The sequence below is a fragment of the Blastococcus sp. TML/C7B genome (assembly GCF_016612845.1).
Lineage (GTDB): Bacteria > Actinomycetota > Actinomycetes > Mycobacteriales > Geodermatophilaceae > Blastococcus.
Genome location: NZ_JAEOAA010000002.1, coordinates 1,056,468 through 1,081,643 on the forward strand (window position 1 = coordinate 1,056,468; position 25,176 = coordinate 1,081,643).

Annotated in this window: 28 protein-coding genes and 1 pseudogene; 3 read left to right on the plus strand and 26 right to left on the minus strand. The window is 70.1% G+C overall.

Going from position 1 to position 25,176, the window contains the following annotated elements; all coding sequences use genetic code 11:
* Positions 1–42 precede the first annotated feature (42 nt).
* The 10 genes from JKP76_RS17985 to JKP76_RS18030 form a co-directional block, all read right to left on the minus strand.
* Positions 43–630: a class I SAM-dependent methyltransferase gene (locus JKP76_RS17985; protein ID WP_113829275.1), complete on the minus strand. Its 588-nt coding sequence runs from the start codon at positions 628–630 to the stop codon at positions 43–45.
* Positions 631–774: 144 nt separating this feature from the next.
* Positions 775–1,206, minus strand: coding sequence for a signal peptidase II (locus tag JKP76_RS17990; RefSeq protein ID WP_233492243.1), 432 nt, complete (start codon positions 1,204–1,206; stop codon positions 775–777).
* 133 nt (positions 1,207–1,339) lie between these two features.
* Entirely contained in the window at positions 1,340–2,002 is a 663-nt protein-coding gene (locus JKP76_RS17995; RefSeq protein WP_113829273.1) for a cation transporter, read from the minus strand.
* Positions 1,999–2,625 carry an isoprenylcysteine carboxylmethyltransferase family protein gene (locus JKP76_RS21705; protein ID WP_113829272.1) on the minus strand — a complete coding sequence of 209 codons (627 nt, stop codon included), beginning with the start codon at positions 2,623–2,625 and terminating at the stop codon, positions 1,999–2,001. Before JKP76_RS21705 ends, JKP76_RS17995 begins: the two co-directional genes overlap by 4 nt.
* Entirely contained in the window at positions 2,622–3,002 is a 381-nt protein-coding gene (locus JKP76_RS22780) for a helix-turn-helix transcriptional regulator (RefSeq protein WP_233492242.1), read from the minus strand. Before JKP76_RS22780 ends, JKP76_RS21705 begins: the two co-directional genes overlap by 4 nt.
* A 110-nt stretch (positions 3,003–3,112) precedes the next feature.
* Positions 3,113–3,532 (minus strand): CopD family protein, encoded by a 420-nt coding sequence (locus JKP76_RS18010; RefSeq protein ID WP_200492167.1) that lies wholly within the window; start codon positions 3,530–3,532, stop codon positions 3,113–3,115.
* A gap of 668 nt (positions 3,533–4,200) precedes the next feature.
* The gene (locus JKP76_RS18015; RefSeq protein WP_113829269.1) at positions 4,201–4,791 is read right to left on the minus strand and encodes a copper resistance CopC family protein; all 591 of its coding nucleotides are present in this window, start codon (positions 4,789–4,791) and stop codon (positions 4,201–4,203) included.
* 89 nt (positions 4,792–4,880) lie between these two features.
* On the minus strand, positions 4,881–5,333 hold the full coding sequence (locus JKP76_RS18020) for a cupredoxin domain-containing protein (RefSeq protein ID WP_113829268.1): 453 nt from the start codon (positions 5,331–5,333) through the stop codon (positions 4,881–4,883).
* Positions 5,334–5,357: 24 nt separating this feature from the next.
* Positions 5,358–6,302 carry a M56 family metallopeptidase gene (locus tag JKP76_RS18025; protein ID WP_200492168.1) on the minus strand — a complete coding sequence of 315 codons (945 nt, stop codon included), beginning with the start codon at positions 6,300–6,302 and terminating at the stop codon, positions 5,358–5,360.
* Positions 6,299–6,685, minus strand: coding sequence for a BlaI/MecI/CopY family transcriptional regulator (locus JKP76_RS18030; RefSeq protein ID WP_040336907.1), 387 nt, complete (start codon positions 6,683–6,685; stop codon positions 6,299–6,301). The genes JKP76_RS18025 and JKP76_RS18030 overlap by 4 nt, the downstream gene beginning before the upstream one ends.
* Before the next feature lie 192 nt (positions 6,686–6,877).
* Between JKP76_RS18030 and ctaD the strand changes: the two genes are divergently transcribed.
* Positions 6,878–8,629 carry a cytochrome c oxidase subunit I gene (gene ctaD / locus JKP76_RS18035; RefSeq protein ID WP_113829266.1) on the plus strand — a complete coding sequence of 584 codons (1,752 nt, stop codon included), beginning with the start codon at positions 6,878–6,880 and terminating at the stop codon, positions 8,627–8,629.
* A 138-nt stretch (positions 8,630–8,767) separates the two neighbouring features.
* Here the strand turns inward: ctaD and efeB are convergent, their stop codons facing one another.
* Positions 8,768–10,060 carry an iron uptake transporter deferrochelatase/peroxidase subunit gene (gene efeB, locus JKP76_RS18040; protein WP_233492241.1) on the minus strand — a complete coding sequence of 431 codons (1,293 nt, stop codon included), beginning with the start codon at positions 10,058–10,060 and terminating at the stop codon, positions 8,768–8,770.
* A 387-nt stretch (positions 10,061–10,447) separates the two neighbouring features.
* Here efeB and JKP76_RS18045 point away from each other — a divergent pair, with 387 nt between their 5' ends.
* Positions 10,448–11,023, plus strand: a complete 576-nt coding sequence (locus tag JKP76_RS18045; protein WP_233492240.1) for a C40 family peptidase — start codon at positions 10,448–10,450, stop codon at positions 11,021–11,023.
* A 273-nt stretch (positions 11,024–11,296) separates the two neighbouring features.
* Positions 11,297–12,973 carry a cytochrome c biogenesis protein ResB gene (locus tag JKP76_RS18050; protein WP_233492239.1) on the plus strand — a complete coding sequence of 559 codons (1,677 nt, stop codon included), beginning with the start codon at positions 11,297–11,299 and terminating at the stop codon, positions 12,971–12,973.
* Between the two features lie 127 nt (positions 12,974–13,100).
* Here JKP76_RS18050 and JKP76_RS18055 read toward each other — a convergent pair whose 3' ends face one another.
* From JKP76_RS18055 to JKP76_RS18115, 15 genes and pseudogenes are all read right to left on the minus strand, one after another.
* Entirely contained in the window at positions 13,101–13,259 is a 159-nt protein-coding gene (locus JKP76_RS18055) for a hypothetical protein (protein WP_199584122.1), read from the minus strand.
* A gap of 10 nt (positions 13,260–13,269) precedes the next feature.
* Complete coding sequence (locus JKP76_RS18060) at positions 13,270–14,022, minus strand: class E sortase (RefSeq protein ID WP_113829265.1); 753 nt, start codon at positions 14,020–14,022, stop codon at positions 13,270–13,272.
* A gap of 396 nt (positions 14,023–14,418) precedes the next feature.
* A complete protein-coding gene (locus tag JKP76_RS21715; protein ID WP_242472010.1) occupies positions 14,419–14,997 on the minus strand; it encodes a hypothetical protein in 579 nt (192 codons plus the stop codon).
* 55 nt (positions 14,998–15,052) lie between these two features.
* Complete coding sequence (locus JKP76_RS21720) at positions 15,053–16,609, minus strand: hypothetical protein (RefSeq protein WP_242472385.1); 1,557 nt, start codon at positions 16,607–16,609, stop codon at positions 15,053–15,055.
* Positions 16,610–17,179: 570 nt separating this feature from the next.
* A pseudogene (locus JKP76_RS23650) lies at positions 17,180–17,707 on the minus strand (LysM peptidoglycan-binding domain-containing protein); the annotation flags it as partial.
* An 80-nt stretch (positions 17,708–17,787) separates the two neighbouring features.
* On the minus strand, positions 17,788–18,162 hold the full coding sequence (locus JKP76_RS18070; protein ID WP_092195831.1) for a hypothetical protein: 375 nt from the start codon (positions 18,160–18,162) through the stop codon (positions 17,788–17,790).
* A 47-nt stretch (positions 18,163–18,209) separates the two neighbouring features.
* Positions 18,210–18,677, minus strand: coding sequence for a pilus assembly protein TadE (locus tag JKP76_RS18075; protein WP_113829263.1), 468 nt, complete (start codon positions 18,675–18,677; stop codon positions 18,210–18,212).
* Entirely contained in the window at positions 18,674–19,144 is a 471-nt protein-coding gene (locus tag JKP76_RS18080) for a TadE family protein (protein WP_113829262.1), read from the minus strand. The genes JKP76_RS18075 and JKP76_RS18080 overlap by 4 nt, the downstream gene beginning before the upstream one ends.
* Positions 19,145–19,159: 15 nt before the next feature.
* Positions 19,160–19,396, minus strand: coding sequence for a hypothetical protein (locus JKP76_RS18085; protein WP_113829261.1), 237 nt, complete (start codon positions 19,394–19,396; stop codon positions 19,160–19,162).
* A 27-nt stretch (positions 19,397–19,423) separates the two neighbouring features.
* Positions 19,424–20,290, minus strand: a complete 867-nt coding sequence (locus tag JKP76_RS18090; protein WP_207146582.1) for a type II secretion system F family protein — start codon at positions 20,288–20,290, stop codon at positions 19,424–19,426.
* A 29-nt stretch (positions 20,291–20,319) separates the two neighbouring features.
* The gene (locus JKP76_RS18095) at positions 20,320–21,186 is read right to left on the minus strand and encodes a type II secretion system F family protein (RefSeq protein WP_200492170.1); all 867 of its coding nucleotides are present in this window, start codon (positions 21,184–21,186) and stop codon (positions 20,320–20,322) included.
* The gene (locus JKP76_RS18100) at positions 21,183–22,532 is read right to left on the minus strand and encodes a CpaF/VirB11 family protein (RefSeq protein WP_309233039.1); all 1,350 of its coding nucleotides are present in this window, start codon (positions 22,530–22,532) and stop codon (positions 21,183–21,185) included. The genes JKP76_RS18095 and JKP76_RS18100 overlap by 4 nt, the downstream gene beginning before the upstream one ends.
* Before the next feature lie 176 nt (positions 22,533–22,708).
* Complete coding sequence (locus JKP76_RS18105) at positions 22,709–23,491, minus strand: hypothetical protein (protein ID WP_200492172.1); 783 nt, start codon at positions 23,489–23,491, stop codon at positions 22,709–22,711.
* A gap of 4 nt (positions 23,492–23,495) precedes the next feature.
* Positions 23,496–24,230, minus strand: a complete 735-nt coding sequence (locus JKP76_RS18110; protein WP_200492173.1) for an SAF domain-containing protein — start codon at positions 24,228–24,230, stop codon at positions 23,496–23,498.
* On the minus strand, positions 24,227–25,150 hold the full coding sequence (locus JKP76_RS18115; protein WP_309229555.1) for a hypothetical protein: 924 nt from the start codon (positions 25,148–25,150) through the stop codon (positions 24,227–24,229). Before JKP76_RS18115 ends, JKP76_RS18110 begins: the two co-directional genes overlap by 4 nt.
* Positions 25,151–25,176 lie beyond the last annotated feature (26 nt).

Consider the following 25,176-nt stretch of genomic DNA (forward strand, 5'->3'; position numbering starts at 1 on the left):
GGTCGCAGTGACCAAGGCCGTTGACCGTGCTGCGCGTCGTTCTCAGTACGGCTTTGTGGCGGTGAACCGCATGGCTTGTCGACCGACCGCCGTGCGGACCTCAGCGGCCTGCAGCCCGGTCTGCGACAGGGCTGGTCGGAGCTGGTGGCGGAAGATCAGCTGATGAGGTGATCGGTCGGCCCAGTGGAGCCCCTTGGTCAGCGGTGTGGCGACCAGGTCGTAGCCGACGAAGCGACCGCCGGGTCGCAGTACGCGACTGACTTCTTCGAGCGCCTGCCGCCACTGGATGACGTGATGGAGCATCAGGTGGCTCACCACGACGTCGAATGACCCTTCGGTGAAGGGCAGGGCGGTGGCATCGGCGTGGCGCACGGTGACTCGCGGCTCGTTGGCGAAACGCCGTTCCGCCGCAGCCACCATCACCCGATCAAGATCGGTGACGGTCAGCTCGCAGTCGGGATGGCGCCGGATCGTCTCCTCCGCCATTGCGCCGCTGCCGCCGCCCAATTCGAGTACCGCGCCCCGCAGGGGCACTCCCTGCAACGCCCAGCCGAGGACCAGTCGGCCGGCGACCCAGCGCCACGGCGGGCTCTGGCAGAACCACCGCTCAGCGATGGACATGACAGGCATGCGTGTCTCCAAACTTCTCCGGCGGGCGCGACCGGTGGCCCTCAAGGACAGGAACAGCTGTTGGACCAACCGGAACGAGCCGGCCGCAGAAGCTTCCGATGGCTGCCAGGGCGCTACCGGTCGCCGCGTCGAGCCCGCAGGCGTTCATGCGTCGGACCTCGAGGCCTCGTCGGCGGAACGATCGCTGCGCAGGGACGCCAGGACGGCGACCGCAGCACCGGTGGTGATCCAGACGTCGGCCAGGTTGAACGTGGGCCACCAGCCGGTGTGCAGGTAGTCCGTGACGCGGCCGTCGCCGGCCCGGTCCACCAGGTTGGCCGTGGCGCCAGCCAGAACGGCGGCCAGGCCAGCGGGCAGCAGGCGGGAGGTCGTGGCAACCGCCCGCCAGGTGATCACGGCGATGACGCCCGTGAGGAGTCCGGTGACGGTCACCACGACCCAGCTCGGCAAGCCGGAGCCGAGGCTGAAGGCGGCGCCGCTGTTGTGTGCCAACTGCAACGCCAGGGGTCCCAGGTCGACAGTGCGGCCGTCTCCCAGGCCGCGCTCGGCGACCGCCTTGGCGCCCAGGTCGACCACCGCGAGGACGCCCGCGCCGGTGAAGACCGCCAGGCGGGTCGGAGCCGTCCGCCGACGGTCGGCGCGGCCCGTTTCGGACCGCTCAGGAGCAGCGGCGACCTCCGGACCGACGACCTCCTCGCTGTGCGACGACTCAGTCGTCATCGTCGTCGTCGTCGTCTTCGACGAGCTCGCCTTCCCAGGCCTCCCGGCCCTCGTGGATGGCGATCACGGCGATGACGAGGGCAGCGACTGGATCCAGCCATGAGGCGCCGGTCAGCGCGTACAGCCCGAGGCCGGCCAGCGTGGAGATGCTGAGCAACACGCAGATCCGGGTCTCGGCCGCGTCGGCGAGGATGAGCGGGTCACCGCCCAGGGCCAGCCCGACGCGGCGCTTGGCCGCGGCCAGCAGCGGCATGATGACGATGGAGGCGGCCAGCAGCACCAGGCCGACGGTCGAGGTGCTCGGCTCCTCGTCGCCGAGCAGGCTGCGCACCGCCTCCACGGTCACGTACGCGGCGAGGATGAAGAAGGTGATCGCCACGGCCTTGAGTGCGCGGCGCTCCTTGGCCTCATCGATGGCGCCGCGCCGCAGCCGCGCGGACAGCCGCAGCCCCACCAGGATGGCGGCCAGGGACTCGATGCCGGAGTCCACGCCGAAGCCGACGAGGGAGACCAGCCCGGCGAGGAGCCCGGTGGTGATGGCGATAGCGCCTTCGGCGACGTTGTAGACGACGGTGAACTGCGCCAGCCGCAGCCCGCGGCGGGTCAGCCGGTCGGTCTCCTGATCGCTGAGTACCGACGGTTCGGCGGTCACGCTGGAGTCCTCTCGGCGGAAGCAGGAGCGGTCAGCCGGCCGATGCCGGGGACGAAGCGGCCGGCGCGGGCCGCGTAGGCGTCGTAGGCCGCGCCGTGTACACCGCGCAGGTACGGCTCTTCCACAGCTCGGACCTGAAGTTGGACTGCGGCTACCAGCGCGATCAGCGCAAGCACGCTCACCCACGTCGGGGCCATCAGCACGACACCGGCCTGCGCGGCGGTCATGGCGGTGAAGATCGGGTTGCGGACGTGTGCGAACACGCCGCCGGTGACCAGGTCGGTGCGCTCGCCCGGGTCGACGCCAATCCGCCACGAGGCGCCCATGCCGGTCTGCGCGGCCAGCGTCGCGGCGAACCCGGCCAGCGCCAGCAGCAGGCCGGCGACCTGCACCGCCAGCGGCGGGTCGGCGGTCACGACGTCGGCCACCGCCAGCAGCGGCCCGGCCAGGCCGAGCACCATCGCTGCGACGAACAGCACCCCGCCCCACCAGCCGGCGTCGGCCGGAGTGCCCGAGATCCCGACGAACCCCGTGGACCCGGTGTGGCGCAGCTGGGTCCAGGAGCGCACACCAAAGAGCACGACGAGGGCGATGACGTAGAGGACGAGCGCGGCGACGGTCACGACGAGGTTCCCGTTCCGTACACCGGGCAGAGCGCAACTTGGTCACCGGTCGCGGCCAGCAGCTTTTCGGCCGAGGCGAGCAGCTCCAGCAGCTCGGACTGGGTGCTCAGCGACCACAGCGACGCCCGGCCTTGCGGCTGGCTCTCCGCGAGGCCGCAGTCCCGCAGGCAGGCCAGCGCCGCGGACACCGAGCTCTGCGCGGGGCCGTCCAGGTGCCGGGTGAGGTCCACGACCCGGTGCGGGCCCAGCATCAAGTGGCGGATGATCGCCAGCCGCATCGGGTCACCGAGGCTGCGGAACAGGCACGCGGCCGTCGAGAGCGCACCGGCCTCATCGACCGGTGGCTCGGTCGTCCTCGTTTTCGTCGTCCTGGTCACAGCGCGCTCCATCCATCGGCGTTGTCCGATGATAGCGCCGCGAGCCGACAGGTCAACAGTCGTCTCCAACCCTGACTCGGGCGGGCTATGCAGTACTCACAGAACTGCGGTCACCCTGCCGCCGTGCCGGCGGCAGGCAGCAGCTGCTCGGCTACGGCTGCATCTGCGTCCAGGACGGGCGGGGGCGTGGGGGTGCGCGCCAGCCCGACGGCGAGCCCGATGGTGGCGGCGAAGAGGACCACCTCGGCGCCGGCCAATCGTAGGAACGCTCGCGGGCGACCCGCCCGCAGCGCCGGGAGGCTCCGCCCGCGGTGCCATGCGGCCAGCGCCAGCAGACCCACGAAGGCGACGACCTTCGCCAGCAGCACGACCCCGTAGCCGGTGTCGACCACCTGGCCGGGACTGGAGAATCGCGTGTAGGCGGTGGCGGCGCCGCTGCCGGCGACGACCACGGCCAGCGGTGCGGCGAGGCGGCTGAACCGTTCGACCGCGGTGGTCCGCGCCGGGCCGGTGAGCCTGGCGGCGAGCATCAGCGCCAGCAAGCCACCGGACCCACAGCACCACACCGAGTACGTGTAGTGCCACGGCGGCGACGGCGAGGTCGTGATCGGCCGCGTCGGCGGAGTGCGAGGTGAAGGCGGGCGGAACAGTCGCTATCAGAGCCACTAGGAATAGCACCCGGGCACCGGCCCGACGCCAGACGATTCGGGCGAAGATGGCCACGACGGCGGCAAGAGCGGCGACCAGGGCCAGGTCTCGCCCCTGCTCGACGCTTTCGACGAAGCTCCAGACGCCGCGCAGCGAGATCGCCGAGAACCCCGTGCCGAGGAAATCGGCGAGCAGCACCGGAAGCGAAGCCAGCGAGGCCAGCGACCAGGCCAGCGCACCCCAGCCGGCCAGCCGCACCCATCGGTAGCCGGCCGTACTCAGGACCGTGTCTCCCGGCACGAGAACCACGGCCCCGAGCAGGCAGCCCACGGTCAGTACCGCCGAGGCGTCGGCGATCAGCCGTAGGGCGGGCACCAGCCAGGCGACGACCGGCGGCGGGGCTGGAATGCCGGGGACCGAGACGACGGCGGCCGCGCCACCGGCCCACAGCGTGAGCGCACAGACCGCGATGGCCACCAGCGAGGAAACGAGGACCAGGAGGCCTCGGCGAGCCGTTGCCGGCGGCGAGGAGCTCTCGTCCACGCGCGGCTCAGCCACCGGTGTCGCCGCGCCGGCGCAGCGCGAGCCACGTGGCCACGATGAACAGCAGGCCCGCCGCGACGAGGAGCAACCACAGGCCCCAGCTGCTGTCTGCGTCGCTGTCGACGGCCGGAGAGACCGCGGTCGCCGTGTCCGGGCTGGGTGCGGGCGTGGTCGGCAGAGTCGGCTGAGCCGGGGCTGTCTCCGTCGCCGCACCGCCGGAGCCCGTCAGGGTGAAGGTGAGCTGGCCGGACACGGGATGGCCGTCATCGGAGACAACCCGGTACGCCACCACGTAGGCGCCGTCACCGCTCGTGCTGACCGGCTGTGACACGACCGCACCGTCGATGGCAGCTTCCCCTGAGGTGACCGACTCCCCGTCCGGGCCGGTGACAGCCACCTGGGCGAACTCCGAGGCGATCGCCGAGGAGAACGTGAGGCTGAACGCGTCCGGAGCGGCGGTCAGCGTCTCTCCGTCAGCAGGCGTCGAGGACTGCAGGCCGGTGTGGGCGGCAGCCGGACCGCCGCTGAGGACGAGCAGCAGCGAGGCGAGGGCCGTCGCCGCAACCAGGACCAGATTGCGGGGAACAGACGTGAACATGAATCCTCAGTGGCGTTGTTGGCGAGTGGCGGGGCTGAGCAGGAAATCGCCTCGACGAGTGGCGGCGGCGCGGGCGTACCTGCGTCCGGTCATCCTGGAGCCACGGCCATCGTCCCGATCTGGCCCAGAGCGACGTGGAACGAACACTCGAACTGGTAGTCGCCGGGCTGATCCACGGTGAACTCCATCGTGTCGCTCATGCCCGGTGCCAGGATGGGAATCTCTTCGGCGATCTCGGCCGGCCCGGCGCCGGGCGTGAACCGGAAGTTGTGCGTCAACTCCTTCGCCTCGCTGATGAGGGAGAGCCGCACCCGCCCGGCGGTCACTGTGAACGCGGCGGGGTAGAAGTCGTAGTCGTCGCGCACCAGCACTGTGACCTCCTGGGTCCCGTCGGGGGCGATGGAGACCGTTCCGTCGGCCGAAACGTCAGCCGGCGCGTCGTCGGACGACTCGTCCGGGTCCGAGCCGCAGGCGGACAAGACCATGGCGCCCGCCCCCGCCAGAGCTGTCAGCAGCACAGTTCGTCGACGCAACTCGACCATGGCTCTACTGCTTGCCGGTCACAGTCACGGAATGTTGCAGATGTCGCTCAGCGCGGCACACACGGCGGGGTAGCCGGCGATGAGCAGCGGCGCTACGACGACGGTCAGTGCACCGACGACAGCAACGCGGTACCGCCACGGATTCAGCGGCGGCTCCGGGGACAGGAGGCGTGAGACACGAAGAACCGCCGCATCCTGAGCCATCGCCAGGGCAGCAGCAGGTGCCTTCATCTCGGCAAGGCTCACGATGGCCGAGGCCAGGTTGACCCGGTCGACCCGCTGCAGCGCCGCGTCGTCCGCCAGCAGCTCGATCAGCTGCCGGGTCTCCCGGGTGGCCACCTGGAACAAGCGGACACGAGGGAAAGCACGCGCCAGGATCTGCGACAGCGCCACAGCCAGGTTGTGGCGGCCGCGGAGGTGAGCCGCCTCGTGGGCCAGCACCCCATCCAACTCACAGCTGGACAGATTGCTCAGCGCTCCCCGTGTGACCACGATCTGCGCCGACCGTCCCGGCAGGCAGAAGGCGGCAGGGGCGGGCGTCTCGATGACGGAGATGCCCAAGCCGGCGTCCGTCTCGGTGATGAGGCTGAGAGAGCGGCGTAGCTGACGGCGACTCCACCAGCCACCGCCCAGAACGCGCACTCCACAGATCAGCAGCCACATCGGGAGCGCACCGGCCAGAAAGGCACCGAAGAGCTTCCCCGGCAGCAACTCCGACTCGCCATAGGCGTCCGCGACACTCATGGCACAGGCGTGCACGACTGCGCCGAGATCGCCGGCAAGCGCCGTGATCGGGATCAATAGGGTGACGCCGGCGAGGACGACCGTGATCACCGCGCTGATGGTCAGAGCCTGCCAGGCGAAGATCGCCACGCGCGGTGCCTGCCGGGCCCAGGGCGCCGATGCCAGCCGCGGACCCACCAGGAGGATCGCGGCCGCCACGCAGAGCAGACTCAGGCTGGCGATCATGGTCCGCCGCCTTCAGCCTGCTGACCGCGCCGGCGCGCGCTCTCCACTGCCGACCTGAGCTGGGTGACGCTGTCGGAATCCAGGTCGGCGACGAAGTGCATGAGCACCTCCTGCCGATCTGCGGACTCCGCCAGCACGTCTTGCAGCAGGGCCGCTGCGTGCTGGGCCTGCGTGCGCACTGGCCGGTACAGCCACGCCCGGCCGCTCATCTCACGGGTCACCTGACCCTTGCGGTGCAGGTTGTCCATCACCGTCATCACGGTCGTGTAGGCGAGTTTGCGGGACGTGCTGAGCGAGGCCAGCACATCTCGGACGGTCGCAGGCTCCGCTCGCTCCCACAGATCCCGCATGATCGCCGCCTCAAGTTCTCCGAACGGTCGCATGGACCCACTTCCTCTCGCCGCGACTCCGCCGAAGCACCGTGACGGCCGCTCGTAGGGGACACGCCCCCACCGACCCCTTCTACGATCCTACTTAGGAGATACCTCTACGATTCAGCTTAGAAGATCGATCAGCTCGCCGGGCGCAGCCCCAGCTGATCGTCGGCCCCGCCACCGTGAAAGTGAGCCGCGACGATGACGATCGCCCCAGCCCCGATCGTTTCCCGGCCAAGTCTGGCTCCGCCACCGACCAAGGGGTCGCGACTGACCAGCCTGCTGCGAACCACCGACCACAAGACCATCGGCCTGATGTACATGGTCGCGTCGTTCGGGTTCTTCATGATCGGTGGCCTGATGGCCATGTTGATGCGCGGCGAGCTAGCCCAGCCGGGCCTTCAGTTCACTTCCCCCGAGCAGTACAACCAGTTGTTCACCATGCACGGCACGATCATGCTGCTGATGTTCGCGACGCCGCTGTTCTTCGCGTTCGCAAACCTGATCATGCCGCTGCAGATCGGCGCTCCCGACGTGGCGTTCCCGCGGCTGAACGCGCTGTCGTTCTGGCTGTTCCTCTTCGGCAGCCTGATCGTCGTCTCCAGCGTCGCCACCCCGGGCGGGGCCCCTGACTTCGGCTGGACGGCCTATGCGCCACTGTCGAGCGAGCTGCACACCCCGGGCGTGGGCGGTGACCTGTGGATCACCGGCCTGGCCGTCAGCGGGCTGGGCACGATCCTCGGTGGCGTCAACTTCATCACCACGATCGTGAGCCTCCGCGCCCCCGGCATGACGATGTTCCGGATGCCGATCTTCACCTGGAACACGCTGGTCACCAGCATCATGATCCTGCTGGCCTTCCCGATCCTGACCGCTGCGCTACTCGCCTTGCTCGCCGATCGCAACCTCGGGTCCCTCATCTTCTCGGCCGAGAACGGCGGGCCGATGCTGTGGCAGCACCTCTTCTGGTTCTTCGGCCACCCCGAGGTCTACATCATCGCGCTGCCGTTCTTCGGCATCGTCACCGAGATCATCCCGGTCTTCGCCCGCAAGCCGCTGTTCGGCTACAAGGGCATGGTCGGCGCGACCCTGGCCATCGGCTTTCTCGCCCTCGCCGTCTGGGCACACCACATGTACGCCACCGGCGCGGTGCTGCTGCCCTTCTTCGCCTTCCTCACCTACCTGATCGCCGTGCCGACCGGTCTGAAGTTCTTCAACTGGATCGGCACCATGTGGCGGGGTCAGATGACCTTCGAGACGCCGATGCTGTTCTCGATCGGCTTCATGGTCACCTTCCTGCTCGGTGGGCTGACCGGTGTGCTGCTGGCCTCCCCGCCGCTGGACTGGCAGGTGCACGACTCCTACTTCGTCGTGGCGCACTTCCACTACGTCGTGTTCGGCACCGTGGTGTTCGCCGCCTACGCCGGTATCTACTTCTGGTTCCCCAAGATGTGCGGCCGAATGATGGACGAGCGGCTGGGCAAGCTGCAGTTCTGGCTCACGTTCATCGGATTCCACGGCACGTTCCTGGTCCAGCACTGGCTGGGCAACGAAGGGATGCCGCGCCGGTATGCCGACTATCTGCCCACTGATGGGTTCACCACACTGAACATGATCTCCACGATCTTCAGCTTCGTGCTCGGCGCCTCGGTCATCCCCTTCATCTACAACGTCGTCCGCTCCTGGAAGTACGGGCAGCTCGCGCTGCGCGACGACCCCTGGGGTTACGGCAACTCGTTGGAGTGGGCGACCTCGTCCCCGCCGCCGCGGCACAACTTCGTGGAGCTCCCGCGGATCCGCTCGGAGCGCCCCGCGTTCGAGGCGCACTACCCGCACCTGGTCGAGCGCCTGCAGGACGAGGCACACGCGGGCAAGCGCCACGACCCCTACGTCAGCGAGCTCATCCCAGGCACGGGAAAGCGTCAAGGCCCGAACGACCCTGACGCCACCTGAGCCACTGGGAGGAACGACACCGACCATCCGCCGGCGTCCCGGTCCGCCTTTCGAGACGGGGCAGGTCGCCGCAGGACCACCCCGCCCGCTCGACCCGCTGCACGGGCGTTGACCGCAGTAGCCCCTGGGCGCATGCGGTCAAGCGTCGAACAGAGTCCTACCCCACCAGTCGTCGGCATCGCGAACTCCCGGCGGGCAGGCAAACACGGCGGAGGACCCGTGCTGGATGAACCGGTTGAGCGCATCCGCGGCAAGGTTTCGCTGCACCTGCACGAAGCCGGTATCCGGGTTGCGCTGGTAGGCAATGAAGAAGAGGCCGGCATCGAGACGGCCGGAATCGTCTGTGCCGTCCACGAAGCTGTACCCACGCCGCAACATGGCCGTGCCTGAATTGGTGGGATGAGACAGGAAGACGTGCGAGTCCCGCGGGATGGCCGGACCATCACCCCTGACGGCCGCGAAGTCGGTCGGGTCGAATTCCTTTCGCTGACCCAGCGGCGCGCCCGCGGTCTTCGTGCGTCCGATCACCGCCTCCTGGTGGGGTGCGGGCACCTGGTCCCAGTCCTCGATCAGCATGCGGATCCGACGGGTGACCAGATAGGAACCGCCGGCCAGCCACGCGACGTCGTCCTCCCCCACCCATACGAACTGCTCGAGTGCGCTGCCGTTCTCGGCCTTGAGGTTGGCCGTGCCGTCCTTGAAGCCGAGGAGGTTGCGCGGCGTCGCCTGCGCCGTACTGGTGGATGACGTGCGGCCGAACCCGAGTTGGGTCCAGCGCACACGTACCACCCCGACGCCCAGGCGCACCAGGTTGCGCACGGCGTGCACCGCCACCTGGGGGTCGTTGGCGCACGCCTGGACGCACAGGTCTCCCCCGCTGATGGATTGATCGAGCGCGTCGCCTGGGAACACGGGTAGCTCGACCAGGGAATACGGGCGACGAGCCGCCAGTCCGAAGCGGTCGACCCCATCGCCCGTCATGAACAGCGTCGGTCCGAATCCGACGGTCAGCGTGAGGCCGGACGGCGGTAGTCCCTGCGCCTCACCACTGTCCTCTGGGCCGACGATCTCACCGGCGGTCAGTCGCCGGGCGACCGCCGTCCACGACGCCAGCATTGCCACGAGCGCCTCACGGCTGTCGGTGACGACGTCGAACGCGACGAAGTGGAGCCGGTCCTGCGCCGGCGTCACGATGCCAGCCTGGTGGGTACCGGTGAACTCGACCGGCGCGGAGAATTCCTGCACCGCCGACGACGACACGACGGGAGACGGCGGCCTCGCGGCGGTCGTGCGACCGACCACTCCCCCGACTGCCCCAGACGCCAGGACGCCCGCGGTCCCGAGCCCCGCCATGCCGAAGAGCTTCCGACGGGACAGGCCGCGCTCCTGCTTCTCCGCCGGTCGGTCCGCCGGCGGCGACTCGTCAGTCACGTCAGGATCCGCGGAGCTAGGCAAAGTGAAGACTGAAGGGCGCGCACCAGGACCAGGCTACTATTCAACATAGGAGTTCGGTTCGCTCGGCACTGAGGCCCGAGGCGAGCCGATGATCGGATCGGGAAACGACGAGCCCCGTCATGTAGTCGCGACAATCCACGCTCGCCCATTCGTGAGGCGACCTGCGTTGCGGACTCCGACACACCGATCCCGCCTTCAGGCCGGCCAAAGAAGGGTCCCGGCAGCGAGCCGTGCCGGCGTCCTGCATCGACGCCTACTAGCTTGGCTAGTCGTGACGTCGATGCTGAGCTCCGCTCGTCCCGGCAGCAGATGCGCCTGCCTCGACGACGACCTGCGAACCGGTGCACGACAGCGGGAGACCTGATGATGGATGGCCTGTCCCAGGTGCAGTCACGCATCGCCGAGATCCAGGCGCAGCTCGCGCCACTGGGTGCGCGACCGCGCACGACAGCGACCGACTGGATGTCCGCTGCGACCGCTGCCGGTCTAGTGGTGGACGCCTCGCGGCCGCCCGCTGTGGCCACGAGTTCGCCCGCCGGCGCAACCGATGCGTCGCCGATGGTCGCCGGAACGGACCGCGAGTCCGCCATTACGGGAAAGGCGCTCCAGTATCTCGGAGTGCCCTACCTGTGGGGCGGCACCGACCCCTCGAAGGGTCTCGACTGCTCCGGATTCACACAGTTGGTCTACAAGAGTCAGGGCGTCGACCTCCCCCGTGTCTCCTCTCAGCAGGCGACGGCGGGACGAGCGGTCCCGTCGATGGCGGAGGCCCGCCCGGGGGATCTGCTGTTCTTCGACTACTCGCCGGAGAGGCCAGGAATCGACCACGTGGGGATCTTCATGGGTGACGGCAAGATGATTGCCGCGCCGCAACCGGGCGAAGTCGTCAAGATCCAGTCAGTGGGCGATCCCACCGTGATCCGCCGGGTGCTCTCGTAGGCAGTGACCCCGAGCGAGGAGACAGCGTCGTCGGACGGCGCTGACAGCGGGAGATCCCGCCCGTAGGGCGGCATCGACCGGTGGACCGCATGGGTGTCGTCTGCGCGGTTCTCCGTGGGCCTGATGACCGGTCGCTGCTATCTACTAAGGCGCCTCGTAACCTGTTGGAGGTCGGCACTCCCGCCAGCGCCAGCGGTCGACCACCCCGTTGACACGGTCCGCCGAAACTGGGGCCGGCGCAGGCAGCCTGCATGAAGGAGTCGCAGTGAGTAGGTGCTCGAGCGCCCGGACGAGTTCAACGCCTCCTCTTCGAGGCGCGGGCGCAGCGAGGACGGCATGACCGACCTGCAGACCCAGCCCGAACGAGCATCGATCGCTGCCCATCAGAACTCGGTGCTGCGCCGATTCGGACTGTGGTTGGTGCGCCGTTGGCGGTGGTTGACCAGCATGCGGACGGCCGTGGTGCTGCTGTTCCTGCTGGCGCTGGCGGCTGTGCCCGGCTCGCTTTTCCCGCAGCGGTCGTTGACCCCCAGCGCGGTGGCCCGGTACTTCCGGGAAAATCCCGACCTGGCGCCTGTCCTCGACAGGTTGTGGATGTTCGACGTCTTCGCCAGCCCGTGGTTCTCGGCGACCTACCTCCTGCTCTTCATCTCGCTCATCGGCTGCCTGGTGCCGCGGTGCACCGAGCACCTGCGGGCGCTACGGGCCGAGCCGCCGCCCGTACCTCGACATCTGCACCGGCTCCCGGTTCACACTGCGAACACGGTGCCACTGCCCTCGGAGACCGTGGCCGAGCGGCTCGAGGCCGATCTGCGATCAGCGCGGTTCCGGGTGTCCCGACGCAGCATCCCCGGTGGTGTGGAGATATCGGCCGAGCGCGGTCGGGTGAAGGAAACCGGCAACCTCGTCTTCCACGTCTCGCTCTTGGCCCTGCTCGTCGCGCTGGCCGGCGGCAAGTTGTGGGGCTACGAAGGCAGCATCCTGGTTACCGAGGGAGACGGCTTCTGCAACTCCTTCCAGCAGTACGACCGGTATGTCGCAGGGCCGTTGGTGGATCCGGACGGCCTGACGCCGCTCTGCTTCGACCTGGAGGATTTCCGCGCCACGTACGAGCCGAACGGCACGCCGGCCTCCTTCACCGCCGACATCGGGGTGCAGGCAGAGCCGGGAGCGGCCACGGAGCAGACGACGATCGGGGTCAACGACCCGTTCCGCTCCGACGGGGACCGTCTGTACGTGACGGGGCACGGCTTCACGCCCCTTTTCACAGTGACGCTGCCGGGCGGTCAGGTCTTCGAGCAGCTGTCGGCACCGTTCCTGCCCCGGGACAGCACGACGTTCGCCAGCGAGGGGGTCGTGAAGTTGCCGGATCTCGGTGACGGCTCCGGTGACGGGTTCGCCCTCGAGGGCTTCTTCGCTCCGACCGGCCTGATCCAGGGCGGCGTCCTGACCTCGGTGGACGCGCGGCCGCTCAACCCGCAGGTCGCCATCATCGGCTATCGCGGCTACCTGGGGCTGGACAGCGGTGCGCCACAGTCGGTCTTCACGCTGGACCAACGACAGATCGACGTCGGTGCGCTGAACCAGATCGGGGAGGCGAACTTGGACATCGGCGAGAGCGCGGAATTCGAGGACGGCACCGTCGTCCGCTTCGACGGGTTCCGTGAGTTCGCGGCCCTGCAGGTGTCGCACGATCCGGGGCAGGTAGCCGTCCTCATCAGCGCCATCACCATGCTGCTCGGACTTCTGGTCACACTGCTGGTGCGCCGGGAGCGGGTCTTCGCTCGAATTGCCAGCTCGCAGGTGTCGAGCTCTGTCGACGACCGGTCGACGACGGTGTCGATGGCGGGACTCGCACTGGGTGGGAACGGTGACATCCGCGAACGACTCCACGGACTCACCAGCAGCCTGCTCGGTGACAGCCAGCCGGGACAACACCACGGCCGTTGAACCGCGAGGCCGCCCGCCCTCCCATCCCGCGCCTTACCAGCAGAAGCGGGACTCCGGGCTCACGGAGGTCGTCGACCGGAGGCGTCGTGAGCACGCCACTGACGTCGTCGTCTGTGCCGGGACGCCATCAGCCGCCCACCGTCACGTCGTTGAAAGGAAGGCGCGGCTCCATCCACGGGAAGACGACGAACAGCAGCAGCGCGCAGACCCCGAGCGCCAAAGCCAGCGCGGTCACCGCCTTGGTCGCCGTGCCACCGGGCAGGTGACGCCAGATCCACGGGTACATGCGGGTCCTCTCAACTCTCGCGCAGGGCCGGCGGGCCGTCGGGCATCTCGGTCTTGGTCAGGCCGGTGCCCTCCAGCCCGGCGTGGATGATCAGCCGTTGCCGCGCGGAGTACTTCGGATGACACGTGGTCAGCGTCAGGTATGCCCCGCTCGGTGGACCTTCCGCGGCTCCATTGGGCGTCGGCGAGATCACCTGGACGTCGGACGGACGGACGATCTGTTGACCGGGAATCCCGCTCGGGTCGGTGGTGAAGTCGCCCGTCGCAGGGTCCCCGAGTACCCGATAGACGAACCAGCGGTCGGCCGTCTCGATGACGATGGGGTCGCCCGGACGCAGCCGGTCAAGATCCAGGAATGGCGACCCTTTGCCGACCCGGTGACCCGCGAGCGCCACGTTGCCCTGCTCGCCCGGCAACGCCGTCCCCTCGTAGTGGCCCGGCCCCTGTGCCAGCTGCTCCTCGGCGGTGCCCTCGAGCACGACCTGCTCGTAGTCAGCACCCAGCCTCGGGATGTGCAGAACAGCGAACGCGTCGCCCAGGATGCTGGCGCGCGGCACTGCAGGGACTTCGGCCTCCGCTGTCCACCCCTGACGTAATTCGTCCTTCAGCTGGTCCTGTCTGCGGTCAGTGAGCACGTCGGTCACGAACAGCTCGTAGACGACGAAGAGGAGCACCACGAGGCCCCCGGTCACCAGGACCTCTCCGATCGAGCGCGCAACTGTGCGCCATCGAGACTGAGCGCTAGTGGATTGCGTGCCGTGCACTCAGTGCTCCTCCGGATGCGATGTAGTCGGATCGCGTTGTGATGCTGCTGGAGCGACGAGGCGGGACGCCAGGACGTAGGAGAACGAGCCGCGTGTCCGCGGACCCGGCGGCCTTTCGACTTGCCCCTGCCGCGCACTACGACGAATAGTAGTAGGCCGGGCTGTTCAACGAGTTGGATCTCGATGCATCGGGCAGGAGCGCGTCGTCGCGACGTGGTCCCCGACGATCCTGCGAGACGCGATCCCGTCCCCGGACACCACGCCGTCGGGATCTCTGTCGCCGCCCACCACACACCCATCGCACCGCCGGCCGGTCGCCTCACACGGCGGGGCTCCGCTGCCGCTCCGCCTGCAACGCCGGCGTCACCGGAATCACGCTGCCGCCGACCGCCCTTGTCAGCTGGCTCGGTTGGTCCACCGACGGCGGAAGAGGATCTCAGCGGTTCTGGGTGGAAGATCTTCTTCGACCTCGGCGTCGTGGTTGGCCAGGATGCGAGCGACGTAGGCGTCGGCTTCGGCCCGGTTGTCTTGGGCGTCGCAGGCGGCGACCAGGTCGAGCAGCGGCACGTCCTCGTAGCTGCCGGCTTTCAGCGCCACATGAGCGGCGGCCGCGGCAAGCTCGGGCTCACCGGCGGCGAGGTGGTGCGTCGCGACGGTGTGCGCGACATCGACGATCATGGCGGCGTACTCGTGGTCCAGCCGAGAGTTCTCCTCGACCAGCCAGCTGTAGCCGCCGGGCACGCCCTGTCGCGACGTGGGCAGGTCGAACGGCTGCCCGATGACCAGGTCGAGCGCAGCTTGAAGGTCAGCGATCCCGTCCACACCTCGGGCCAGCCCGCGGACTCGCAGCCGGCGGAACAGCTCGGCATCGATGAGGACGTCGTCAATGCGGTAGCGGCCGACCCCGCCTGCGGTGACCCCGGACGGGAGGTAGTCCGCACCGGTCGCCGGGTTGGCGCCCAGCCATGCGCGCACGATCGAGATCGACTGCCGCACCTTGGTCTTGCCGACGACATCGGGCTCGTTGGGCTCAGATCGCGGTGGCGTAGCGCTCGCTGGTCACGCTGCCGGGCCGGGTCGCCAGGTAGGCGACGATCTCGGTGTAGAACTGCCGCCGCGGGTTGCGCTCGGGAAGCGTGCCCTGCGCCCGCACTTCGACCGGTCCGAGCAGGGTCAACTTCGGCCGTGGACACGACGGGTCAGCCCAGTCGGCGAGGTCGGCGTCGAGGGCGGGATCGGCAGCCTCGACCTGGTGGCGGATGCCCGCGTCGGTAGCGGGGGCCAGTGCCTGCAGATCCTGCTCGGTGGTCGCGGCGCGGTCCAGATAGGTCTGCTCGGACAGCGGTAACACCGAGTTGGTCAGGCACGGCGAGGTGTCTGCCAGGCCGGACACCGGGACGTCGTCCGCTCCGGCCGCACCCGACGGCCGCAGCCGCGCGGCGCGGGACGGGTCGACTCGGAGGCCGCCGCAGGCGTCGGCGTGCTCGTCCCAAGGCTTGTCCCCGTGGGCCGGTGGCATCGGCCGGTCGCCGGTGACGGCGGCCAGCGCAAGCAACTCCGCCAACTGCGCGGCCTCATCGGCCGGGACCTGCTGCGGGATCAGCTCCAGTCCGAGCGCGGGGACGCTGAGCACGCCGGCCTCGTCGACAGTCAGCTGCCAGCGGGCGGCGTCCCCGAGATCCGGGTCGTCGATGAGCACCAACGCCACCGCGCCGCGGCCGCGCTGCTGCTGGATCGCAGCCATCAGTCGTTCCAGCCCGGCGTCGTCCTTGGCCACGTCCGGGGCGATGAGCAGCACGTGGGGCGCCCACGCGTCGCCGCCCACATCACGCAACCGGCCCGACAGCACGTCGACGTCGGCGATATGCATGGCCTCGGTGACCGACTCGAGCTGGCTGTCGATCACCGCGATCGCCTTCTCGACGTCGTCGGTGTAGGTCAGCCGGTCGGGATTGATCTGAGCCAACTCCTGGCCGAAGCCGACCAGGGTCACCTGCAGCATTTCCGACCACGTGTTGTGCGCCAGCTCGGCAGCGAGGAACCGGGCCAGGTTGAGGCAGCGTTCGACGTCCCCGGACAGGGACAGGGTCGCGACCCGTTCCAGGTCGACCAGCCAGTGCTCGCCCTCGGCCGTGTAGCCCACCGACGCGAGCATGGGGAACGGTGCAAAGAAGTAAGCCCGCTGCTGCTCGTCGTAGGTCAGCGGGTCGTCGCGCCGGATCGACCAGCGCGTGCCGGCCGGCTCCACCGTCCACGGCTCCGGGGCCTCCAAGGCTGGCTCGGTGAGTACCAAGGTCAGGACGTCGTCGGTCATGCAGACCGCCACCACGTCGGGCAGGCGAGCGCCGTCGAACCTCGCCAATGCCTGCACCAGGGCTCGCAGCGCCTGGTCCAGCCAGGTGACGTCGGCACTACCGACGCTGCCGGCCTCCAGCAGGGCTCGTTCGACGTGCACCAGCTCTGGTGGTGTGCTGCCGATCGTGCGGCCGGGACGTCGCTGCCGGAACTGCCTGCGGCGGTAGCGCAGCAACGCGGTCAGCGAGGCCCCGGCCAGCAGCAGCCCACCGCCGGCGGCGAAGGCAATCATCGGCAGCTCCGAGGTGCTACCCGTCGAGGTCTCGTCAGGCCTCGCCGGCGACGGCCCGACGCTGTTCGGTTCAGCCGTGGGAGGCGAGGTCGGGGCGTTGGTGGCCGGACCGGGCGCGGCCGGAGGTGGCGCGTTGGTGCCCGGCGTGGTCGGGTCTGCTGGAGGGGCGGTGTTCGGGCCTGGCGCTGATGGCGGTGCCGGGTCGGTCGTGGGCGGTGCCGGCTCGGCTGCCGGAGGCGCCGGTGCGCCGGGTGCGGGCGTCGCGGGACTGGCCGGGTCCGGGATGCTCAGCGTCCAGCCCGGTCGGATCAGCGACGGGTCGGTGAAGGTGGCGCCTCCGGGTTGCCTGCGTCCCCGGTTGAGCTCCCAGGCTTGGCGCCAGTTGTGCCCGCTGCCGGTGATCTCCTCCGTGAGGTCCCACAGGGTGTCACCGGGTTCCACCGTGACGTCCTCGACGGTTCTCGTGGTGTCCGGGGCTGGGCCCGTCGGCGGCAGGCCGACCGCGTCGGGCGGCAGGACCAGCACCGTGCCCGGGAAGATCTCGTTGTCCGGACCGACCGCGGTCGGGTTGAGTCTGGCGATCTCCGGATACCGCAGCGGGTCCCCGAGATGCCGCTCGGCCAGCGCCCACAGGGTGTCCCGGCGCTGCACCTGGTAGGTCGTGGTAGCGACCGGAGGCGCGTGCTCGTCCGGCATCGAGTACGCGACCGGTGTCTGCGCTATGAGCGGTGCGCTGGCGTACTGCGCCGACGCCGGGACGGCGGTGGATGTGGCCGCGACCGGCAGCGGCGGCGCCGTTGCGGTGGATGCGGGGCCGCCGGCGGCCAGTGGAGCGACGGTGAAGCCAACCACGACGGCGGCGACCAGGGCGGCGGCCGGCCGCTGGAAAATTCCCAGCCCGGGGAGGACCGGAACCGGCCGTGCACGGGCGAACGCCACGACCTCCGCCACTGTCGAGGCGGTGAACAGGGCCCAGCACACCCAGACGCCGGCTGCGAGGACGAGTCCGGCCAGCTGTCCGTTGTCGCGGGACGCCAGGACGGCCCCGACCTCATCCAGCGACGGCAGGTTGTTCGGAACCAGGTGCAGCAGCGCCATCAGCACCGGTACGCCGACGACGACGGCGAGCAGCGCCAGGAGGGCACCCACGGCCTTGAGCAGGCGGGCGGCGTGGCCGGTCACGACAGGCCCTCACCGGAGGTGACCCCGACGAGCAGCTGGGCGGTGTGCACGCGGGTCTGGCTGACCGGGATGCCGAGCAGGGGTGTTGAGTCGGTGACCGTCACGCTGACCTCGACGATGCCAGGGCCGGTGACGGTCACCGTGCCGGTTGCGCCGGCTTGGTCGAGGTAGGACCGGGCAGCGGTCGCCGCCAACTGCGCGTCGGTGCTTCCGCCGGTCGGAACCGGGCCGATGGCGATGCTCGCCGCGCGGGCTGCCTCAGCCGAGTAGGTGTCAGCGCGGTTGGCGGCCTGGATCGCGGTTCCGGCGTCGACGAGTGCGGTGACCAGGACGCCGACGATGAGCACGATGAAGCAGAACAGCACGGCCACGGACCCGCGGTCGTCCCGGAGTTGAGCGCTGGCTTGCGCGCGGGGTGTCACGACGGGTCCCTGGCAGGATCGAGCGGGCTGGTGGCGCTGTCGTGCAGCGTCCGAGAGCCAGGCAGGCCGGCAACTCCACCGATGTCGGACAGGTCGACGGTGCACGTCACGGCGACGGTGACCGATGCCGAGGCGCCCGGCGGCGCGGTGAACCCGGAGGTGTCGACGCTGACCTGGACGTCGATGCAGTGCAGGCCCTGGCTGGTCAGTGCGGTGGTGGCGGTGTCGGCGGCGATCTGCTGGGCCGCGGCGGCCGATCGGGCCAGCGAGGCGTCCCGCGCCGCGATCCCGGCGACGCCGCTGATGCGGTCGCCGGCCAGCGCGATCCGGGCGCCGATCACCAGCATGGCCACCAGGAGGAGTCCGACCGGCAGCAGGATTGCCAGCTCCACCGACTCCGAGCCTCGGTCGTCCCGCCACCGCCGTCGGCGGCCGTTCGTGGCCGGCTGCAGGTCGTAGCTCATGGCGAATCCGGGGTGGTGAAGCGTTCCTTGCCGCGCACCACGGTGACATCGACGGTCGGGGCGAAGCCGGGCAGCGGGATCACGTTGGGCACGCTGGCGGTGACGTGCACCGAGACCGTGGTCGCGGTGTCGGACTCGGTCACCGAGTAGCCGGTGATGGCGCCGGTCTCGAGTCCGGCCAGGTACGTGTCCGCCGCTGCCTGCCCCGCTCCCCCGGTCGCCCCGTGGACGCTGGCGGCGCGGGCTCCGACGTGCGCCGCGGCGTCGGCCGCTTCCCGGGCGAAGTACCACAGCGCGAGCTGCGGGCCGGCGAGCAGCAGCGCGACGATGATGGGGAACAGGATCGCGAACTCGACGCTGGATGAGCCCCGCTCGCTTCCGCGGCCGCGGTCTCGGCGGGATCCTGGGCGCGCGACCGGACCGCGCGGCGAAGATGCCGCACGGTTCGGGGTACGCCCCTCAAGCATCGAAGGCTGCCGGTTCTACTGAAACAGCGACGTCTTGCTGGCCACGAAGGCGATGGCCGCGGCACTGACCGCGCCGCCCAGCGCGATGGCCAGGATGACCATGAACGCCTTCTCCGAGGAATCCGAGCCCCGGTCGTCAGCGACCTTTTCGGCGCGCAGCCAGGCCAGAACCGACAGGAACACAACAGACAGGGCGATGACGCACTGCGCCACGACGGCCTGCGCACCGCGGCGGATGGTGGGCTGGAACATCGGAAGCCTCCGAGGTAGGCGGTGCGGTCAGGACGAGATGCCGAACATGCGGAGCATGAAGGGGACCAGCACGAACAGGGTCAGTCCGGTGACCAGCAGCGCCAGCGGACGCGACATCCGCTCGCTGACCTGGTTGGCCTCGGTACGGGCGTCGGACAGCTCGGCGTGCCGAAGCGTGCGGGCGCTGGCCAGCAGGGTGTTGTAGACCGAGGCGCCGTCGGCGGCCACTGCTGCGATGTCGGCAAGGTTCCGCAGCTCGGCGACCTGTAGCTCCTCGCCGAGGTCTCGCAGCTCCCCCCACGGTTTGCGGCCGGACAGCGCTGCGCGGCGGATGGCGCGGCGCATGCGGACGAACGGCATGCTGCCCGAGATCTCGGCGGCCTCCTCCAGTGCCTGCTCCACCGAGCCCCGCGCCCGACGTTCACCGGCCACCAAGGTGAGGAAGGACTCAAGGTTGCTCCTGAACTCCACCCGTGCCTTCTCCGCCGCCTCACGGGCCTCGGCCGAGGGCAGGAACCACCCGACGACGGCGATCCCCAGCCCGACCGCGGCGGGCAGCACGAAGGGCACCGGAAAGTCGAGCAGCACGAACACGAGGCCGATCAGCGACGGAGCGAGCAAGCCGGCGAGCGCCAAGGTCAGCTTGCGGGCCGCGAGCTGAGCGCGGGTCCAGCCGATGATCGCCAAGTCGGCGTCCGAGACGCCCAGATGCCCGTCCAACGCCCGCGCCACCGACACCGGCAGCCAGTCCCACCGGTCTCGGGTGGACGTCGTCACCGCCGGCGCCGTTCGCACGGTCGGCTCGGCCGCCAACTGCTCCAGTGCGGCCACCAGTGACGGCGGCGCCGGACGCAGTGCACGGACCGCGAGGACGAGGCCGCCCGCGATGAGCATCCCGGCGAGGGTCGCCGTCTGCAGCCCGGTCACCGGTGCACCGGAGCCGGGTCCGGGTCGAAGAGCACCCGCGGGGGCTTGACCGGGTCGGACAGCCGGCGCATCCACCGCAGCGACGTCGCGAAGATCGCCACCACTGCCAGCAGGGCGATCTGCCCGAACGTCGTCGAGTAGCCCGACAGGAAGGTCCGGGCGAACAGCGTCATCCCGACCACCAGCAGCAGGGTCACCACGACGATGGTGCGCATGTTCGACCGCGGCTTGGCGCGTTCGGCCTCCACCTCACGGACCATGCGGGAGCGGTCGTCGAGGTCGGCGGCCAGCGCGGTGAGCACTTCGGCGAGCCCCGGCCCGCCGTTGCGCTCCCGCAGGATGAGCACCATGGCGATCTTCTCGGCGGCCGGGTCGTCGATCTCGCGGGCGAACTGGCGCAGCGCCGTCTCGGTGCCCTGCGGCCCCATCCTGGTCACCAGGTTGGTGACTGCCGGTGCGATCGGCTCCGGCACCGAGTTCAGGGAGCGACGCAGCGCATCGCGCGTCGACCCGGCGGCGCCAGAGCTGATGAGGTCGGCCAGCCGCCGCGTCCAATCCGCCAGCGCCTCGGACGTGGCGATCAGCCGCTTGGCTTCCTTGCCGCCGCCGAGCACCTTCGGAATGAACACGACACCGCCGGCAGCGCCCAGCGCCGCGGCCGGCCAGCCAGTGACCAGCAGGACGAGCACGCCGGCGGCCAGCGCACCGAGGAACAGCGGAGTGGCCCCCCGCCGCGAGGACGAGCGCACCGACGGCGAGCGCTCCGGCAGGAAGGAGACGCCGCGCACCGCCCCGACGACGCCGACCAGGCCGGCCGCGAGCAGCAACCCCGCCAGGGTCAGGAGCAGGCCACCGGCCGTCACGACGCACGCTCGCGGCGGTGAGGACCGGTGTGCCAATCCGAGGCGCCCGGGTGCAGCCAGTTCAGATCGAAGCCGACCGCGGTCAGCCGCTCGGCCAGCGACTCGCTGAGCATCCCCGGCCCCGTGGCCTGGGCGCGCCCGTCCTCGGCGCGCGGCGCGAAGATCGGCTTGAGGTCCGGCCGACCGGAGTCGCCGATCGGGCCAAGTTCGTAGATGCCCGAGACGTACCGGGCGTAGTCACTGTCGCGATGCACGTGCACGACCAGGTTGAGGGCGGCCAGCGAGCGCAGCACCAGCTCCGGGGACGGGGCCGGATGCGCCTTCAGCGCGTTGATCAGCACCTTGTCGAACACGCCGTCGGCCGTCGGTGAGTGGATCGTGCACATGACCGACGAGATGCCGCTGGTCGCCGCCTCCAGCAGATAGGTGACGTAGGCACCGCGGACCTCCCCGACGAGCACCCAGGTCGGGGACGCGCGCAGCGCCAGGTGCAGCGCATCCCCCATGTCGAACCCGCCTCTGCCTTCGGCGTTGGGTAGCCGGGACTCGAACGGTCGGCACACCGCGTGCCGCCTGACCAGCTGCCGGCGCTCGGGATCCCACCGAGGCAGGTGCAGACCCAGCTCCCGCTCGTCCTCCACGGTGATGACCACGTTGTTCCACGGGATAGCGTTGCCCAGCGCGCGCAGCAGCGTTGTCTTGCCGACCCCCGGCGCTCCGCTGACCAGCGGAGATGCGCCGGCGAGGATCGCCGCATGCAGGAAGCCTCGCACCGGTGAGTCGACCATGTTCATCTCGTGCAGGTCGTCGAGGCTCGGATCACTGAACCGGTGCACCCGGATCACCCCGGCCGGGCGCGGCAGCACGTCCATAGCCGCCTGCAGCCGCGCGCCGAGCTCGGTCACGCCCTTCAGCCGCACGTTCAGGACGGGGCTGGCTGAGGAGAACTCGCGGCTGGTCTGACCGTCGTCCGACCGTGAACCGATCGACCGCAGCAGCTGCTCGAGTTCCTCGTCACTGGAGGCGATCGCCGGCCCGGGCACGAGTTGGCCGCTGGCCATCCGCAGCATCGTCGGCTCGCAGCCCTCGAAGTGGATGTCCTCCACGTCGTCCCGGGCCATCAGCGGAGCCAGTCGCCCCAGGCCGTCCAGCTCGGCCAGCACGGCCGCGAAGATCCTGTCCTCGGTGGTCACCGCCGGCGCCGGGCGACCGCGGTTGGCCTCGTGCAGCAGCCACTGGTCGTACTCGTCGCGGATCAACTTCCGGGTCAGCTCGCGCCGCGGGCCCGGGGCGTAGTTCCTGTCCTCCACGGTCAACCGGGTCGACACCCGGTCACGCAGCTCCACCACGACGCGGTACTCGGTGCTAGTGAGCTCCCTGGTGTCGGCTGGCATGGCATCGACAGGTACGCCCATCGCAGCCAGCGGCTCTGGCGGCGGCAGCGGCGGACGCTCCCGCCCGGGCCGCGGGAGGCCGTGGGCGGCCGGAACTTCCAGCCGAGGCGACGCTGCGTCCTCGTTCCTCATCCGGCCACCGCCTCAGCGACACGAGACGCCTCCGTCGAACTGGTCAGCGTCTTGGCCAGGGACGACGCCGCGCGCAGCAGCGCCGACCGTTGCAGCGTCTTCGGACTGACGACCGCGCCGTCGGAGAGCGCCTGCGCTGCGGTCCGGTCGTAGGGCAACGTGCCCGCCAGCGGCAGGTCTAACGCCTTGGCCACTTCGCCGGCGGAGTACGGCCCGACCCCGACCACGAGTGCGGTCACCTTCGACAGGTCGCCCAGTTCGTGGCGCAGTCGTTGCTTCGCATCCTGCGCCGCATGCACCGACCGCACGCTGGGCCGCACCGCCAGCAGCACCCGGTCGGCGGCCCGCAGCACTGGCCAACAGCCGCGCTCGGTCACCAGTCGTCCGGCGTCGACCAAGGCGTCCCGCCCGATCGACACACTCGACGTGTACAGGGCCGACGCCAGCCGCTCCCACGCCTCGGCGGTGAACGAAGCGCCCTGCGCGGCGGTCGTCACTCCCGGAACCAGCCACACCTGCGGCTGCTCGGGAAGCTGCACGGCATGCTGGGCGACCATCGTGGCGGCCTGCATCGCCGGGACACCCCGCCGGGCCGCCGTCGACCATGACAGCAGTCCGCGGTCGACGCCGACCCGGCCCGCCAGCAGCCCCGGCGCCATGTCCCCGCCGGCCGGGTCACAGTCGGCGACCAGCAATGGCCCGGGCCACCCCAGGGCCAACGCCCAGGTCGAGGTGGTCACCCCGGGCGCGGCCTTCCCCGAGGTCACGACGGTCAGCATCAGCTCACCGCCCCGCCGGCAGCAGGATCAACGCCACGTTGCCGGTCGAGGCGAGCTCGGCCACCCGCACGCCGTCGTCGGCGCTGACTCGCACGTCGATCACCGTCACCTGCGTGGCCTGGTTGAGCGGTCCGACCTCGGCGACCGTCGCGTCGATCTGCTGACCGCGGGGACCGTCTGAGTCGGCAGACGGCGTGCCGCTGCCCCCGGTCGAGCCGGCGCTGCCAGGCGTCGCCACGATCAGCACCTGCTGGCCTGGGTTCAGGCCACCGACCGGAAACTGCCCTTCCTTCAATGGCAGGGCGACCAGCATCTCCCCCGCCGTGAATCCGCTGTCCGGGCCGACCTGGGCGCCGGTCAGCAGCTCTCCGCGGGTCAGCGGCACCTGGGCGACCATCCCGACGATCTGGGACCGCTGCGAGGCAGGAATCGGTGACAGGTTGGGATCCGACGTCACGTTCGCGACCGTCAGGTCCTCCGCGGTGATCGTCGAGCCCACTTGCACATCTCGGGCGACCGCCAGCACCTCCGTGCGCGCGGTGAGCATCTGGCCGGCGCTGAAGGCCAGCAGGCCCCCGAGCAGCACGACCAGCACGCTCAGGACCAGCGACTTGCGGCTGGCGCGTCTCCTCGCCGCCGCGGTACGCACCGGAGGAGCCGGCGGCAGCGCCGCCTCTGGCGCCGGAGCCTGATAGCGCCCGGCCGCCGGCGACGCCATCCCGTTGACCCGCGTAGTCACCTGATCACCACCGACTGCACCTCCGCCACCGCGAACGTCTCGTTCGAGGTCGTCGTCAGATTCGGCAGCGTGCCGGTTGCACCCGTCGACGACGTCCAGGTGACCGACCACTGGATGCCGTACGTCGCCGTCACCCGCTCACCGGGCTGGTGGATCGATGACTGCGGGTACCGGTAGTCACAACCAGCCGACGACGCGGCCCACACCCCGTCACCCGGCTGCCAGGCCACACCAGGACCCGGGCACGACACCGGGGCAGCCCCATCGCCCGGCGTGAACGACAGCGCCGTCGGTGTCACCGTCACCTGCGCCCACACGCCTCCGGCGTCGGCACGCGCAGTCAGTGCTCGGAACGATCCCGGGTCGGTCCAGAACCAGGTGTAGGCGTTGACGACCGTGAACGGCCGCCCGTCCTGCAGAGTGCCGGCTGGGTACCGGCCCGTCGTCGGTGATGGCACCGTCATTGTGCTGAGCGCCTGTTGCGCGAGCTGCGCTGGATCGATCGCGGCCGGAACCCCCGGCGGGTTCGCCGACCAGAAGCTGAAGCCGTTGGTACCAGGGAAAGCTCCACCGCCGGTGTAGGAAAGGCAGCTGTAGATGGCGCCGTCCGTACGACCGCCCCAGATCGGCGAGTCCTTGGGAGGCTGTTGGGCCATCGCCTCCACGTAGCACTGCATGCCCTGCACCCACCACGCCTGGCCCTCCTGGCACGGAATGACGGTGCCGGAGGGGTTGACAGTGCAGGCCGCCGCAGGCGTGCCGCCATCCCTGTCGGGAGTCGTCGCGGCCGGTGGGGCCGCCGTCCCAGGGGCATCCTCGGCCGTCTCGACTCCGACTACACAGATGCCGTGCGAGTCGTACTGCTGGCAGGTCGCCGGATCAGCGACAGCAGTTGGCGAAAGGACCAGCGAGGCGCACACGCACAGCAGCGCTCCCGCCAGGGCGA

Bases quoted from the DNA above. Each gene is read 5' to 3' on its own strand.
- JKP76_RS18015 (WP_113829269.1), bottom strand. From the start codon at position 4,791: ATGTTCACGTCTGTTCCCCGCAATCTGGTCCTGGTTGCGGCGACGGCC.
- JKP76_RS18105 (WP_200492172.1), bottom strand. From the start codon at position 23,491: ATGCTGACCGTCGTGACCTCGGGGAAGGCCGCGCCCGGGGTGACCACC.
- JKP76_RS18080 (WP_113829262.1), bottom strand. From the start codon at position 19,144: ATGCTTGAGGGGCGTACCCCGAACCGTGCGGCATCTTCGCCGCGCGGT.
- JKP76_RS18075 (WP_113829263.1), bottom strand. From the start codon at position 18,677: ATGAGCTACGACCTGCAGCCGGCCACGAACGGCCGCCGACGGCGGTGG.
- JKP76_RS17985 (WP_113829275.1), bottom strand. From the start codon at position 630: ATGCCTGTCATGTCCATCGCTGAGCGGTGGTTCTGCCAGAGCCCGCCG.
- JKP76_RS18030 (WP_040336907.1), bottom strand. From the start codon at position 6,685: ATGCGACCGTTCGGAGAACTTGAGGCGGCGATCATGCGGGATCTGTGG.
- JKP76_RS18090 (WP_207146582.1), bottom strand. From the start codon at position 20,290: ATGCTCATCGCGGGCGGCCTCGTCCTCGCGGTCCGTGCACTGCGTCCG.
- JKP76_RS18010 (WP_200492167.1), bottom strand. From the start codon at position 3,532: ATGCTCGCCGCCAGGCTCACCGGCCCGGCGCGGACCACCGCGGTCGAA.
- JKP76_RS18055 (WP_199584122.1), bottom strand. From the start codon at position 13,259: ATGTACCCGTGGATCTGGCGTCACCTGCCCGGTGGCACGGCGACCAAG.
- JKP76_RS18085 (WP_113829261.1), bottom strand. From the start codon at position 19,396: ATGTTCCAGCCCACCATCCGCCGCGGTGCGCAGGCCGTCGTGGCGCAG.
- JKP76_RS18020 (WP_113829268.1), bottom strand. From the start codon at position 5,333: ATGGTCGAGTTGCGTCGACGAACTGTGCTGCTGACAGCTCTGGCGGGG.
- JKP76_RS18045 (WP_233492240.1), top strand. From the start codon at position 10,448: ATGATGGATGGCCTGTCCCAGGTGCAGTCACGCATCGCCGAGATCCAG.
- JKP76_RS18025 (WP_200492168.1), bottom strand. From the start codon at position 6,302: ATGATCGCCAGCCTGAGTCTGCTCTGCGTGGCGGCCGCGATCCTCCTG.
- ctaD (WP_113829266.1), top strand. From the start codon at position 6,878: ATGACGATCGCCCCAGCCCCGATCGTTTCCCGGCCAAGTCTGGCTCCG.
- JKP76_RS21720 (WP_242472385.1), bottom strand. From the start codon at position 16,609: ATGATTGCCTTCGCCGCCGGCGGTGGGCTGCTGCTGGCCGGGGCCTCG.